General features: G+C 50.0%; 15 protein-coding genes and 1 other annotated feature. Of the genes, 14 read left to right on the plus strand and 1 reads right to left on the minus strand.

Going from position 1 to position 14,640, the window contains the following annotated elements; translation table 11 throughout:
* Positions 1 to 63 precede the first annotated feature (63 nt).
* From ACQKPA_RS20495 to ACQKPA_RS20560, 14 genes are all read left to right on the plus strand, one after another.
* Positions 64 to 855, plus strand: a complete 792-nt coding sequence (locus tag ACQKPA_RS20495; protein WP_194541907.1) for a segregation and condensation protein A — start codon at positions 64 to 66, stop codon at positions 853 to 855.
* Positions 824 to 1,429, plus strand: coding sequence for an SMC-Scp complex subunit ScpB (scpB, locus tag ACQKPA_RS20500; RefSeq protein ID WP_071223899.1), 606 nt, complete (start codon positions 824 to 826; stop codon positions 1,427 to 1,429). The genes ACQKPA_RS20495 and scpB overlap by 32 nt, the downstream gene beginning before the upstream one ends.
* Before the next feature lie 194 nt (positions 1,430 to 1,623).
* A complete protein-coding gene (locus tag ACQKPA_RS20505; protein ID WP_427494333.1) occupies positions 1,624 to 2,307 on the plus strand; it encodes a DUF2953 domain-containing protein in 684 nt (227 codons plus the stop codon).
* Complete coding sequence (gene ytfJ / locus ACQKPA_RS20510; protein WP_216530948.1) at positions 2,280 to 2,732, plus strand: GerW family sporulation protein; 453 nt, start codon at positions 2,280 to 2,282, stop codon at positions 2,730 to 2,732. Before ACQKPA_RS20505 ends, ytfJ begins: the two co-directional genes overlap by 28 nt.
* A gap of 169 nt (positions 2,733 to 2,901) precedes the next feature.
* Positions 2,902 to 4,083: a D-alanyl-D-alanine carboxypeptidase family protein gene (locus ACQKPA_RS20515; RefSeq protein ID WP_427494334.1), complete on the plus strand. Its 1,182-nt coding sequence runs from the start codon at positions 2,902 to 2,904 to the stop codon at positions 4,081 to 4,083.
* Positions 4,084 to 4,146: 63 nt separating this feature from the next.
* The gene (locus tag ACQKPA_RS20520) at positions 4,147 to 4,779 is read left to right on the plus strand and encodes a nucleoside recognition domain-containing protein (RefSeq protein ID WP_427494335.1); all 633 of its coding nucleotides are present in this window, start codon (positions 4,147 to 4,149) and stop codon (positions 4,777 to 4,779) included.
* Positions 4,780 to 4,785: 6 nt separating this feature from the next.
* The gene (locus ACQKPA_RS20525) at positions 4,786 to 5,319 is read left to right on the plus strand and encodes a spore maturation protein (RefSeq protein WP_427494336.1); all 534 of its coding nucleotides are present in this window, start codon (positions 4,786 to 4,788) and stop codon (positions 5,317 to 5,319) included.
* A gap of 127 nt (positions 5,320 to 5,446) precedes the next feature.
* On the plus strand, positions 5,447 to 5,785 hold the full coding sequence (locus ACQKPA_RS20530; protein WP_427494337.1) for an N-acetylmuramoyl-L-alanine amidase: 339 nt from the start codon (positions 5,447 to 5,449) through the stop codon (positions 5,783 to 5,785).
* 21 nt (positions 5,786 to 5,806) lie between these two features.
* Positions 5,807 to 6,562, plus strand: coding sequence for a pseudouridine synthase (locus ACQKPA_RS20535; protein WP_427494338.1), 756 nt, complete (start codon positions 5,807 to 5,809; stop codon positions 6,560 to 6,562).
* 125 nt (positions 6,563 to 6,687) lie between these two features.
* The gene (locus tag ACQKPA_RS20540; protein ID WP_427494339.1) at positions 6,688 to 7,215 is read left to right on the plus strand and encodes a redoxin domain-containing protein; all 528 of its coding nucleotides are present in this window, start codon (positions 6,688 to 6,690) and stop codon (positions 7,213 to 7,215) included.
* The gene (gene resB / locus ACQKPA_RS20545) at positions 7,212 to 8,915 is read left to right on the plus strand and encodes a cytochrome c biogenesis protein ResB (protein WP_427494340.1); all 1,704 of its coding nucleotides are present in this window, start codon (positions 7,212 to 7,214) and stop codon (positions 8,913 to 8,915) included. The genes ACQKPA_RS20540 and resB overlap by 4 nt, the downstream gene beginning before the upstream one ends.
* Positions 8,902 to 10,155 (plus strand): c-type cytochrome biogenesis protein CcsB, encoded by a 1,254-nt coding sequence (gene ccsB, locus ACQKPA_RS20550; RefSeq protein ID WP_427494341.1) that lies wholly within the window; start codon positions 8,902 to 8,904, stop codon positions 10,153 to 10,155. Before resB ends, ccsB begins: the two co-directional genes overlap by 14 nt.
* A gap of 101 nt (positions 10,156 to 10,256) precedes the next feature.
* The gene (locus ACQKPA_RS20555) at positions 10,257 to 10,973 is read left to right on the plus strand and encodes a response regulator transcription factor (protein ID WP_009595176.1); all 717 of its coding nucleotides are present in this window, start codon (positions 10,257 to 10,259) and stop codon (positions 10,971 to 10,973) included.
* A gap of 1 nt (position 10,974) precedes the next feature.
* A complete protein-coding gene (locus ACQKPA_RS20560) occupies positions 10,975 to 12,408 on the plus strand; it encodes an ATP-binding protein (RefSeq protein WP_427494342.1) in 1,434 nt (477 codons plus the stop codon).
* Positions 12,409 to 12,536: 128 nt separating this feature from the next.
* Here ACQKPA_RS20560 and serA read toward each other — a convergent pair whose 3' ends face one another.
* Positions 12,537 to 14,129 (minus strand): phosphoglycerate dehydrogenase, encoded by a 1,593-nt coding sequence (gene serA, locus ACQKPA_RS20565; RefSeq protein ID WP_071223911.1) that lies wholly within the window; start codon positions 14,127 to 14,129, stop codon positions 12,537 to 12,539.
* 190 nt (positions 14,130 to 14,319) lie between these two features.
* Positions 14,320 to 14,550 (minus strand) — a binding site (T-box leader).
* Between the last annotated feature and the right edge of the window lie 90 nt (positions 14,551 to 14,640).

Here is a 14,640-nt window from a genome sequence, read left to right on the forward strand (position 1 = left end):
TATTTAATGTAGTGCTCTTTTTTTGGAGCACTGCATTTTATTTTTTTGGCGGGAGGATTCACCGTGACCGTATTATACAAGCTGGAAACGTTTGAAGGACCGCTCGATCTGCTGCTGCATTTGATTGATAAAGCGGAAATCGACATCCAGGATATTCCCGTCAGCGAGATTACCGAACAATACATGGCCTATTTGCACAACATGCAGGAGCTGGAGCTGGAAATTACGAGCGAATTTCTGGTCATGGCTGCAACGCTGCTGTCTATAAAGAGCAAGCTATTGCTTCCGAAGCCTCCGGTTATCGAAATGGACGAGTTCGATTTTTATGAAGAGGATGATATGGATCCCAGAGCAGAGCTCATTGCGAAGCTGATCGAATACCGTAAGTACAAAGGCATCGCACGCCACCTGCATGAGAAGGAATGGGAACGCAGTCTGATGTATTCCAAGGAAGCGGAAGACCTGACGCCTTACATGCCGGAAGTGGAAGAGAATCCGGTGCAGGGATTACATATTTCGGATTTGATCGCTGCTTTTCAAAAAGCGTTAAGCAAAGCAGTCAAACGTACATCGTATGCCCGCATTCAGCGGGATGAAATATCGGTTAAGGACCGGATTCGTCAGGTCATGGATGCTTTGGAGGAGGTTGGGCCTGGGGGCAGAATCCTGTTCTCCAAGCTGCTACACGAAGAGATGGTACGGCATGAAATCGTGGTAACCTTCCTGGCCATTTTGGAGCTGATGAAAATGAAGCAAATTTTGTGCTACCAAGAGAAGTTGTTTGAAGATATCGTCATGGAGTGGAGAGGGGAAGGACGCATTGATGGATTATCCGAAGCTGAAATCGATTATTGAGGGGCTTCTGTTCCTGTCGGGAGAAGAGGGCTTGTCGGTTAGGCAAATTGCTGAGATCACCGAGCAGTCGGATGGCCTGGTTGGCGAAGCGCTTGAGGACATGAAGGAGGAATGGGAGCGCCATGAGCGCGGGATTCAGATCGTACAGATTGCGGGGAGTTACAAAATCGCGACGCTGGCCGAGCACGCTCCGTATTTTGAGCGCCTGGCGTATTCGCCTTCCCGCTCTTCCTTGTCGCAAGCCGCACTCGAAACACTTTCCATCGTGGCCTATCGTCAACCGATTACGCGCGTAGAGATTGAAGACATCCGCGGCGTCAAGTCCGAACGGGCTATCCATACGCTGGTAAGCAAAGGATTGATCGAGGAGGTCGGACGCGCCGAGGCGATTGGCAGACCGATTCTGTATGGAACGACCAAGTCCTTCCTGGAATATTTCGGGCTTGCCAACATCAAGGATTTGCCGGAGCCGTCGCAATTCGAGGATAACGATAGTTTAGAAGAGGAAACGCAGCTGTTGTTCGATAAGCTTGACGGTCGTCAGCTTACGTTTGATGATGTAGAGGAAAGCTAGCCATTATACAATTTTATAGGTTGCAGCAAAAAGTTGATCCTGGGCATGGTGAAATCCATCGTCCGGGATTTTTTATGCGGCTAGCGAAAATTTGAATTCAAGGACTTGGAACAATTTCGCATCATTTGGAGGCGCTTTTGCCATACTAAGCCAAGCGGATTACATTTGACTAAGTTCGTGCTGGGGGTTACTTCGTGAGGATATGGATCTTTCTGGCGGCTGGTCTGGTCGTTCTCCTCATCGTATTGCTGATCGTTGTGCTGAGCTCCAAGGTAACGATTAAGCTGGATGTGGTTCTAAAAAAAGATGAATATAAAGTATTGGCGGAAATCAAAATGATCTTCGGATTGATTAAACGTAAGTATGCAGTCCCCTTTCACCTGGCGAACGGTGGGATCGAGTTTAAGAAGGAGACCGTTGGTGGAGACGGTGAACAGGGAACTGCACACGATTCAAAAGAGGAGAAGGCTTCGAGCAGAACGATCAGATTTAAGGACTACGGGCGGGCCATGCTTTCAACAAAAGGTTTCAAAAAGTGGTTGAGACAGACGATGTCGGCCGTTCATCTCATGGATGTGCGCTGGTCAACTCGGATTGCCCTGGAGCATGCGGCCGATACGGCGGTAGCGACTGGGCTGCTGCATGGCATCAAGCACACGTTACTTGGATGGATGTCGTATCGCCTGGTCATGGAAGAGCTGCCCCAAATCGATGTGGTGCCGCTCTTTAACGGTCCGCCGCAAATTTCCACAGAGCTTAACTGCATAGCGAAAATCTCTTGCGGAAAAGCTATGTATGCTGGACTGGTACTTATAGTTCGCGTGTTAAAGGTGAAAGGAGGAATTAGATCATGGCAGAACACCCTATTCAAGGCTTGATGCAAACGGCTATGGAAAACATCAAGGGAATGGTGGACGTTAATACGATTGTGGGCGATCCGGTGAATACGCCGGACGGCAGCGTTATCTTGCCAATCAGTAAAGTGGCGTTTGGTTTCGCGGCCGGCGGTAGCGACTACAATGTTGAGGCGGGAGGCACACACTCAACTACCACCACTAACGGGACGCACAACGATCATAGTGCCCTTCCTTTTGGCGGCGGCAGCGGCGGTGGCGTGTCCATTCGGCCGATTGCTTTCCTGGTCGTGGGTAAAGAAGGCGTGCACATCGTGCCGCTGGACAATCAAACCCATCTGTTTGAACGGATTATTGATGCGACCCCGTATTTACTCGATCAAATCCAGTCGATGTTTCAATCAGGAAGCAATGCCGCGAACAGCACCACGCCTCCGCCTGCGTACTGATTTTGGAGCAAGCAAATCCCTTTCGTTCATAACGGAAGGGATTTTTGCTGTAAATAGAAGATATATGATCATTCAGCAAGGCTGAACTCATTCGATCATCACGAAATGGACATACCTTTAGCGCGGACGACATATACTTGTACAAGATTTCTGAACACCGGAGGATAAAATGATGAAAATGAAATGGACGAACTGCAAGTCTTTGTTATCCATGTTGATTGCCATAAGCTGCTTGCTGGTCACGGCTGTCCCCGTGCATGCAGATCATGAGAATGGCCCCGCCAATCATGCGCAGGCAGCTGCACTGATTGATGTCACTTCCGGTAGAATGCTCTACAGTAAAAACGGGGACGAGCGTTTAAGAATCGCAAGCCTGACCAAGATCATGACAGCCATTGTGGCGATTGAACAAGGCAAGCTGGACGATCGCGTTAAGATCTCCAAGAATGCTTTTGCCAAAGAGGGCTCCTCCCTCTTCCTGAAGCTAGGCGAGGAGATGACGCTTGAGAATCTGCTGTACGGCTTAATGCTGCGATCAGGCAACGACGCCGCGACGGCCATTGCCGAGCATGTCGGGGGGACGGAAGAAGGTTTTGTGCTGCTAATGAACGAGAAGGCGGCCGGGCTCGGTTTGACGAACTCGCATTTTATGAATCCTCATGGTTTGGATCATGATGATCATTATTCTTCCGCTAATGACGTTGCCAAACTGACGGCTTATGCCCTCAAGAACCCTGTCTTTAGCGAGATTGTCAAAACGCCGACCAAGAAAGCACCGAATCCGAATGAAGCGTGGGACTACAAATGGGATAACAAAAATAAGATGCTTCGTTTCTACGAGGGGGCGGACGGCGTCAAAACCGGTTACACCAAAAAAGCATTCCGCTGCCTGGTAAGCTCCGCCACCCGAAACGGTCAGCAGATTGCGGCGGTTACGCTGAATGACGGCAACGATTGGAATGATCATTCCAAGATGCTGGATTACGGATTTAACCATTTTCCACTGAAAAAGGTTACGGAGAAAGGGCAGAAGATCCAGGGTTATCCACTGGTCACGGGCAGTTCCTTTACGTATGCGTTCGCGCATGATGAGGAAGCGCGCCTGGTCAAGAGGCTGGTCCTGCATAAAGCAAGCACACCCGACTTGTCTTTCGGGCTGCGGGGTCATATTCAACTGCTGCTCGATAATGTCAGCATCGGCAAAGTTCCGGTCTATGCGGAAGGAAGCAAGCTTCCTGAAGTCCCTGAGGTTTTGCGGAAGTCCAGAAGCACATCCGGACCCATCGGTTCGTTGTCGCTGTGGCAGTCTGCAGGAGAAGTCTTAAGGCATCTGTTCAGGGCCAAATCATAACTAGCCTTCGCTAAAGAGATCGTGTGTTCTCACGCAAGCGAGGCAGCAAACGGGGGCGAAGAGATGATCAATTTGATTTGGATGGGGATGATACTGATCGGCTTTTGCTTTGCGGCAGTTAATGGGAACATCGAAAGTGTTACAAAAGCCGCATTTGACGGAGCCCAGACGGGAGTAACCGTCTCCTTCGGTCTCATCAGCATACTGGTATTCTGGCTAGGCATGATGCGCCTGGCAGAGGACGCGGGCCTGCTGAAGAAGGTTGCCAAGCTGCTGGGCCCGGTTGTCCGCTTCCTGTTCCCGGATGTACCGAAGAATCATCCCGCTATGGGGTATATATTGTCCAACATGAGCGCCAATTTGTTCGGTCTGGGGAATGCGGCGACTCCGATGGGGATTAAGGCGATGCAGGAGCTTCAGAAGTTAAACCCGGATAAGGAAACAGCTTCTCCGGCGATGTGTACCCTGCTGGCATTAAATACGGCCAGCATTACGCTGATACCGACAACGCTAATCGCGATCAGGCTGAATTATGAGTCCGCTAATCCTTCGGAAATCGTCGGCACCACCCTTTTGGCCACTGCGATTGCGACGGCGGCCGCCATTATGGCTGACCGATGGTATCGAAGAAGGACGATACGCCGCCAGAAGCCGCCGGGAATCGGTACAAACCTGAACCCGGATGTGAAGGGGTGATGAGTCTTGCTGTCATGGATTAATCTCGTTTCCGCCTGGTCTATTCCCATTATTATCGCATTCATTCCGCTTTATGCTTATACCCGCAAAGTGCCCGTATATGAAACGTTTGTGGATGGAGCCAAGGACGGCTTCTCCACGGCGATTGGGATCATCCCGCACTTGGTTGGCATGATGGTCGCCATTAGCGTATTCCGGTCTTCCGGCGCGCTGGAGTTTTTTGTAGGTTGGACGGGCCCTTTTCTGCAATCGCTAGGAGTGCCGAGCGAGATTCTGCCTTTGGGAATTCTCAGGCCGCTGACGGGTACAGGCTCTCTCGCTTACACAACGGAACTGATCCGGGCATACGGTCCGGATTCCATGATTGGCCGAATCGCTTCAACCATACAGGGAAGCACGGATACGACTTTGTACGTACTGACCGTCTACTTTGGCGCCGTCGGAATCCGCAATGGCCGGTATGCGCTGAAGGTGGGGCTGTTCTCTGATGTGATCGGATTTATTGCGGCGATCGCCGTCTGCCTGCTGGTGTTCGGTTAATTGAGATCATTCGGACGGTCTGCGTAAGACGGAGCGTTTTTTCTATGTAACAAGGACGTGTGCCTATACCCTCGATTCCCTCGCGTCATATACTGCTGCAATTACAAATTGTAGTAGGGGTGATGAAATGGAATTCGAGGGTTTTGTTATTCATCATACCGTGTGCGAGCGGGAACCGCGGAACTGGGATTTTAAAATCCATCCGGACGGCTCGGTTTCCTCTTCATCCGTGCTGGTTCACCCGGGCCAGATTCACATCTGTCTGGAGGGCGACTTTAATATCCGCTACGAGTCCATGTCGCTGGACCAGAAAACACAGCTGTTTACCGCCAGCAAAATCATTTTGGAGCTATCCAGACTCCATGATATTTCCCCGTTATACCTGTTTCCTCACTCCGACTCCTGCCCTGGGGCACATTTTCCATGGAACGCGCTTGTGATTTATCCTGTCGATGGTTATCATTAGGAATGAGGTGACCTAACGAACATGGAGAGATTACAGAAAATTATGGCACAGGCCGGAGTCGCTTCCCGCCGCAAGTGCGAGGAATTGATTCTTGAAGGCAAGGTGCAGGTAAACGGAGAGACCGTTACCGAACTCGGCACGAAGGCCGATCCAGCCCAGGATATCATTACGGTTTCAGGCAAACCGATTAAGAATGAGAAAAAGGTATACATTATGCTGAATAAGCCGAAGGGAGTCATTACAAGCGCTTCTGATCCCGAAGGCCGAAAAATTGTATCGGATTATCTCAAGGGCATTAAAGAGCGGGTATATCCGATTGGACGTTTGGACTACGATACGGAAGGACTCCTGCTGCTGACCAATGACGGCGAGTTTGCCAATCTGCTCAGCCACCCTAAATATCATGTGCCCAAAACGTATTTGGCTACCGTGAAAGGGGTGCCCCATGGCACCGAGCTGGACAAGCTTCGCCAAGGGATCATGCTGGAAGACGGAATGACGGCTCCTGCCGAAGTGGAATATAAGGATGTGGATCCGGATAATAAACAATCCGTCATATCGATTACCATTCATGAAGGCCGCAACCGTCAAGTCAGAAGGATGTTCGAAGCGATTTCCCATCCGGTAACGCGATTGAAGCGGATATCTTATGGGGATCTGCTGCTGCAAAATTTAAAACGGGGTTTGTACCGCCATTTGACAGCGGATGAAATCAACCAGCTTTTGCAGATGGCGAAATCCGCTAAGCCGGGCGGGAAACCGAAGAGAAAACGTTAAACCCGACACATAATATTCAAAATGGCGAGCGGCGTTTATGACAAATTTCGTTATAATTGTTCATAGGATGTTCACACCCGTAGTAAACGATATGATGAATGTCATAGAAAGGAAGCTGCTGCTTTATGGGCAAATCAAAGAAAAGCGTACAGATTGTGATTCTGCTTGCCATTATCCTGGTCGGAGTTTACGCCGTTGCAACTGTTGTATTCGGCTCTGATGAGGTTCCCAAAGTGGGTCAAAAGGCAGCGGACTTTGAACTTCTAGGCATGGATGGCAGCGTACATACCATGAGTGAATACGAAGGCAAGGCCAGGGTGATTAATTTCTGGGGCACCTACTGTCCGCCATGCGTGCGGGAAATGCCGGCTCTTCAAGCCCAGTGGGAGAAATGGAGCAGTCAAGGCGTTGAGATCATCGGCATTAATGTGGGCGAGAACAAAATGACCGTTGAGAATTTTGTTGCTCAAACCGGCGTGAAGTTCCCCATCCTGATGGATCCTAAACGGAATGCTGTTGCCAGCTTCGGGGTTGGGCCGATGCCAACCACCTTTTTTGTTACGGCCTCTGGCAAGATTGATCATATTCGTATAGGCGAACTGGATTTGAACACCCTTGACAAACAAATTGAACAGTTGGTGAATGCGAAATGAGTCAAGGTTCCAAGCCTTTGATCCAGAATACGAAGTGTGATTGCGGACACCAGAATCCAACGGGGACGGTCCTCTGTGAGGCTTGCGGCAAGCCGCTGACCGAGGAAGCAGAGGCCCAGCCGATTCTGGAAATGCGGTATGACGGCGTTGCTCGTCGATCACAGAAAGAAAATCCCGGTATGATCGATCGGGTATGGAATTTCTTTTCTTCGGTAAAAGTAGCAATATATCTGATATTGCTTACCCTGATTGGCTCCTCGCTAGGGACCATCTTTCCGCAGGAAAGCACTTTCCTTAATATTGACCCCTCTATCTATTACAAAGAGGAGTACGGGCAGCTGGGGCATATTTATTACTTGCTCGGGCTGTCCCATACATACACGTCATGGTGGTTCGTGCTGCTGCTTGTCATGATCGGCGCATCGCTTGTCATTTGCAGTCTCGACCGGGTCCTTCCACTGTACAAAGCGCTCAGCAGACAGCGGATTCCTAAGCATATGTCCTTCCTTACCCGCCAAAAGGTGGTATACCAAGGACAAGTCGAAGAGGACGGTGCCGACTGGGTTGAACGGGTGAAACCGATCATTAAGAAGAAGGGCTACCGCGTGCGAACGGATGGTGGAACCCTACTGGCGGAGAAGCAGCGGTTCAGCCGCTGGGGCCCCTATGTTCTTCATATCGGCCTGATTATTTTCCTGCTTGCCGTTCTTGGACGGAATCTTCCTGGACTGCATATGGACGAGCACATGGCCTTTCCTCAAGATGAGCCTGTGCGCATCAAGAACACCAGTTATTATTTATTGAACGATGGCTTTAAGGTGGAGTTCTATACCGAGGACGATATGCCTGAGGAATTTAAAGGCAAGAATAAAGTATTGCCGAAGGAGTTCCAAACTCAGGCGATTCTGTATATGTGCGAAGCCAATTGTGACGATTTCGATAAAGAGCCCGAGCTCGTCGAAGTAACGCGTCATAACATCGAGGTGAATCATCCACTCAATTACAAAGGGTTAAAAGCTTATCAATTCGATTATGATCTGACCCCGATTCTCCGTTCGGTTTCGCCGGTGCTGGTTGACAGTAAGAGCGGGAAGGAATACGGTAAAATCACATTGTCGATCGACGATCCTCAAAGAGAGTATCAGGCGGGAGAATATACGTTAACGCTTACACAATCCTTTACCGATTTTGGACTTGGCGATAACGGCAAACCGGTAAATCTGTCACCTAACCCGAATGCGCCTGCATTCTTATTTCTGATTAAGGGACCTGAGCTGCCGAAGGAAGGCATTCAATATTTCTACTTCCCCAAGCAGATCGATAAGGAGCGCTTTAACCAGGAAGCGATCAATGCACAGCTGGCGGGTGGGGAAGCGCTCGTACAACTGGATGTTCTCAGCATGGACGATGTGGACTTTTCGGAATCTACGACTTATCTGAATATTCGTGTGGATAAAGCCATGCCGTTCATTTGGATTGGTTGTTTTATCGGTATGATCGGCCTGGTCATGGGCTTTTATTTCACCCATCGCCGGATCTGGCTGCGTATTGATAACGGAACGCTGACACTTGGCGCGCATACGAACAAGAACTGGTTTGGGCTTCGCAAGGAGGTCTCCGCGATCCTCAAGCAAATGAATATCGAAGTCGATGAAAAGTCATTGGAGAATAACAGGGGGACTAAGCATGAATCTAATTGATTTTAGCGGCAACGCATTTATCGTTGCCTTTACCTTGTATTGTGCGGCATTTATCATGTATGCACTTGCCGTTATGGGACGACGGTTCCGCAAGCGGGACCCGGAAGCCCATTTGGCTAAATGGGGAAAGATTGCATTTGTTACGGCATCGATTGGTTTGATCGGACATCTGCTGTACTTCTTTACGAGATGGGCGGGCTCCGGTCATGTGCCTGTCAGCAACATGTATGAGTTTATGACCTTCTTGTCGATGGCAATCATGATTGCCTTCCTCGTACTTTATTTTATCTACAAAAAATCGCTGCTCGGATTGTTTGCCCTGCCGCTGGCGATTCTGATCATGGCATATGCAGCCGTGTTTCCGCAGGAGGTCCAGCCGCTGATTCCATCGCTTCAGTCTTATTGGCTGGGGATTCACGTAACCTTGGCTGCGCTGGGCGATGCATTTTTTGCAGTAGGTTTTATTGCGGGCTTGATGCACCTGCTCCGTACCGTTAACTTTAGCCGAACAGACAAGGGTGCACGCAGAGAACAGCGCTGGCTTGAACTCTGCATGTTTGCCATCGTGATTCTGATCGGATTTATTTTGTCCGTGTACAGTTTCCGTGCAAGCGGATATCAGGCTGAATTTAACCAGACTTTGGTTGACCCGAAGACAGAAAATAGTACAATAGTAAAAGTGGAATATAACATGCCACCGCTTGTTGCACCTTATAAAAGCGAGACGGAGAGCATGCAGTCCTTCTTGGGCATGAAATCTCCACTCATGGAAGCTCCGTCCTGGATGCACGGCGTGAATGCAGGACGTAAGCTGAATACGGTGTTATGGTCGCTGATCACGGGGTTAATCCTGTACGGTGTGCTCCGCCTGATCCTGCGCAAGCCGCTGGCAAAATTCATTCAGCCTGCACTGAATAGATTGGATCCGGACGATCTGGATGAAATCAGTTATCGCGCCATTGCGATTGGGTTCCCGGTATTTACGCTGGGCGGTCTCATATTCGCCATGATCTGGGCAGAAATTGCATGGGGCCGGTTCTGGGGCTGGGATCCGAAGGAAGTATGGGCGCTTATTACATGGTTGTTCTACAGCGTGTACCTTCATCTCCGGCTGTCGCGCGGCTGGCAGGGGAAACACTCCTCCTGGCTGTCCGTCATCGGCTTTATCGTGGTCATGTTTACGCTGGTCGGTGTCAACTTGATTATCGCGGGTCTGCATTCCTATGCGGGAACCGATTAATTGTCAATAGAATAGTAGTGAATGATCAATCAGAAGGGCCCTTTCTTAATCAAGAGGGCCACTTCTGATTTTCCCTATAAAAATGAAGGAGTTGGCCGCCAATGTCAGAGCACGGAAATCGTATTCTCGTTGTTGATGATGAAGAACGGATTCGCCGCTTGTTAAAAATGTATTTGGAGAAGGAAGGGTATGAAATCGAAGAGGCGGAGGATGGAGAAACTGCACTTCGCAAAGCAAGCTCGGAAGATTACGGGCTCGTTATTCTGGATGTCATGCTGCCCGGTATGGACGGTGTTGAAGTGTGCACCCGTCTCCGCCAGGTGAAGTCCACGCCAATTCTTATGCTGACTGCAAAGGGTGAGGAGATAAACCGCGTACAGGGATTTGAAGTGGGAGCCGACGATTATGTTGTGAAGCCGTTCAGTCCGCGCGAGGTGATCTATCGCGTGAAGGCGATTTTGCGCCGCTCATCCGCTACGGCTTATTTGAGCAAGGAACCAAACCCGAGCAACAGCATCGTTTTCCCGCATTTGATCATTGAACATGATGCTCACCGCGTAACGGCTGGCGGGCATGAAATCAGTTTGACGCCGAAGGAGTACGAGCTTTTGCACTACTTGGCCTCGTCCCCGGACAAAGTATTCTCCCGCGAAGAACTGCTTAAGGACGTATGGAATTATGAATTTTTCGGAGATCTTCGCACAGTCGATACCCACGTGAAGCGGCTGCGCGAGAAGTTAAATAAGGTATCCGCTGAATCCGCAGCGATGATTACGACAGTATGGGGAGTAGGCTACAAGCTGGAGGTACCAAAGTAACGTGAGTTTCTGGAGATCACTCGTCGGCAAGCTGTGGATTACGATAACCTGTTTAGTCGCGTGCGTACTGCTGACGCTCGGATTATTTTTACTCCCTTATATCGATACCACGTTTGCGAATTCGGATGCCATCAAACGTTTATTTACTTATGTGGCCATTATCGGTTTTTCGATGACCACCTTCTTCGGGTTGTTTCTGTTAACGAAGATTACCCAGCCCATGCAGCAGCTCATTGAAGCCGCCAACGACATTCGTAAAGGGAAGTATGGCACTCGGCTAAATCTTGTGACCAGTGATGAGATTGGCGAGCTGGCTAATACGTTCAACCATATGGCAGCAGAGCTGGAAACGAATATCCGCAATTTGAACCATGAGAAGGAGCATCTGTCCAGTGTGCTGAGAAGCATGAGCGACGCGGTGATTACTTTTGATAATCATGGTCAGGTCATTCTGGTGAACCCGCCAGGGCAGGATATCATGAAAACCTGGAAAGGGCTGGAGTGGGATGATGAGCTGCAGGGCGGAGGCTGGGCGGCCGATGTCATGCCAAAACCGCTCAGTGAGCTCTATTATGCCACCGTGAACGAAGGGAAGGACCAAAGCGCTGACCTGCATGTGAAGCAGGGAATTTGGTCAGCACATATGGCTCCTTTATATTCGGATGATGTGATCCGCGGCGCCGTTGTTGTATTAAGAGATATTACCGAGCAGGTCACGCTGGAGAAGATGCGTACGGATTTCATTGCCAACGTGTCGCACGAAATCCGAACTCCGCTGTCCATGATGCAGGGCTACAGTGAAGCGCTGCTTGACGGGATGGCGGCATCACCGGAGGAGAGCAGGGAGCTGATACAGGTGATTCATGAGGAATCCCTGCGGATGGGCCGGCTGGTGAAGGATCTGCTTGATTTAACCCGTATGGAAGCAGGGCACGCAGAGTTGTCTCTGCGGGAGATGGATGCAGGTGAATTGTGTGAAAGGGTATACCGGAAGTTCACCGTTCGTGCCAAGGAGCGCGATATTGATCTTCAGCTCAACAAACTTCATTCGAATCTTCTGCTCGAAGCGGCGGATGAAGATAAGCTTGAGCAGGTGCTGACCAATCTGCTGGACAATGCTTTTCGTCATACGCCTTCAGGCAAACAGATCCGAATCATTGCCGATCGGATTACCGTATCGAATACAGAAGCGCTCCAGGTGAAGATTAGCGACCAAGGCGTCGGTATCCCGCCTGAAGATCTGCCTTTTGTTTTTGAGCGATTCTACAAGGCCGACAAAGCGCGTGTGCGGGGGGAGACGGTGGGAACCGGCATAGGCCTCGCCATCGTGAAAAATATCGTGACAGCGCATCATGGCACGATTAACGCAACAAGTGAAGTAGGCGAAGGAACGGTGTTTACCATGATCATTCCAACAAAATCGGCAGAATCTTAGGCAATGTCTCCGCAAAAGACAAAACACGCTCGCAAGGAGCGTGTTTTTTTGTTGAAATAAAGGGGTTAATCTTGTTCTACGTGGAACAATGATTAACCCCTTATATCTTTCTTATATCTGGCCTGAATTTAGCCCAGTGCGATTTGCTGCGCGGTGTTCAGTTCCGACAGCCCGGCAAGCTTGACCAGAACGTCTTTAGGAACGTCTTTATCCACTGTCAGAAGCATGATGGCTTCACCGCCGATGACTTTACGTCCAACCTGCATGGAGGCGATATTGACATCGTTCTCACCGAGCAGGGTTCCGACACGACCGATAATGCCCGGTTTGTCGTTATGGGAGATCAGAATCAGATGACCTTCCGGAGAAATATCGACCGGGAATTTATCCAGACGGACAATCCGTTCACCGTAACCGAGCAGGAGTGTACCAGCGACAATTCGCTCCAAACCGTTTTGCGTTTTAAGCGTGACGGTAACGAGGTTGGTGAAGTCTTTGGTTTTTGGTGTCTGGGACACAACGACGTGAAGATCACGGCTTTTTGCCAAATGCATGGAGTTTACGATATTCACTTCGCTTCCGAGGTGGCGTTCCAGCACACCCTTCACGATATATCGGGTCAGGGCCTGCGTATCGACTTCAGCCAGCTCGCCTGCATAGTCAACGTGAATCTCCTTCACCGCGTGTGCGGTGATTTGAGCCGCTACACTGCCTAATTTCTCGCCGAGCGAGAAGTAAGGCTGCAGCTTGTTCATGACGCTAGCCGCTACAAGCGGGAAGTTGACCGCATTCTTAAACGGCTCGTTGCGCAGGATATGAAGCACTTGTTCCGAGACGTCAATCGCAACGTTCTCCTGAGCCTCAACGGTAGATGCACCCAAATGCGGGGTCACGATAACCTTTGGATGGTTCAGGAATGGATGATCGCTTTCAGGCGGCTCATGTTCGAATACGTCGAATGCGGCTCCGGCAACAATACCTTCATCGATCGCTTCCACAAGGGCGCGTTCGTCAATGATGCCGCCGCGGGCGCAGTTCACGATCCGCATGCCGCGCTTCATCACTTCGAATTGCGGTCTTGCGATCATATGGCGGGTTTCCGGCGTAAGCGGAGTATGGACCGTAATGAAGTCGGCGCTGCGGATAATGTTATCCACTGAAGAGAGTGTCACGCCCAGTTTGTCCGCACGCTCTTCCGTGAGGAACGGATCGAAGGCAAGAATGTTCATGCCGAAAGCCTTGGCGCGTTTAGCCACCTCGCTGCCGATTCGGCCCATTCCCATGACCCCCAGCGTTTTGTTACGAAGCTCAACGCCGAGGAAGGATTTGCGGTCCCAGGATCCGCCCACCGTTTTGGCATAAGCCTGAGGGATGTGGCGGGCGAGGGCAATCATCATGGCAAACGTATGCTCTGCTGTTGTAATCGTGTTACCGTCTGGCGCATTGATAACAACGATCCCGCGCTTCGTAGCAGCCTCAAGATCAATGTTGTCAACGCCAACGCCAGCGCGGCCGACAACCTTGAGATTGGTTCCTGCATTCATAATGCGTTCTGTCACACGTGTCTGACTTCGTACGAGAAGTCCGTCGTATTCACCGATAATGGCAGTGAGCTCATCCTCGTTGAGCCCGGTTTTTTTGTCTACCTGCACATCGGCGGCATCCATTAACTGCTGGATCCCCAAATCACTGATCGGATCCGATACCAATACTTTAAACATGGTTTCTCTTCCTCCTTAAAATCCTCTATAAAATGCGGTACTGCAATATTGAATAAGGATTACGCGGGGCGTATTCCGTTATACACCAAAGATTCCAATAAAGCTGCAAGAGGTCTATACAGGTTTGACGCGGTGTCGTGGCAAAGAGACAGGAACATAAAAAACTCCCAATCCGCATACTACCTCCGTAGTAAGGGACGAGAGTTATTCGTGGTGCCACCCTTATTCGCTGCCATGTTGCGGCAGCCTCAAGCGGTCTGTTCAGACCATGATTGGTAACGGATATCATCCGATTTGCGCCTACTCCAAGTTTCAGCGAAATATCTCAGGAACGCTCAAGTATACTTTTACGCCACCGATTTACACCAACCATCGGCTCTCTGAGGACGTTACAGCATCTCTTTTCCATCATCGGTTTTCACAGATTAATTTTTTCATAATGTATCATGGCTCTAACATTGTGTCAATAGGTGTTTATTCCGTTCATAGGCCTTAAAGTAGGGGAAGAAAC

The sequence above is a fragment of the Paenibacillus sp. NPDC093718 genome (genome assembly GCF_050279985.1).
Taxonomy (GTDB): Bacteria; Bacillota; Bacilli; order Paenibacillales; family Paenibacillaceae; genus Paenibacillus_AQ.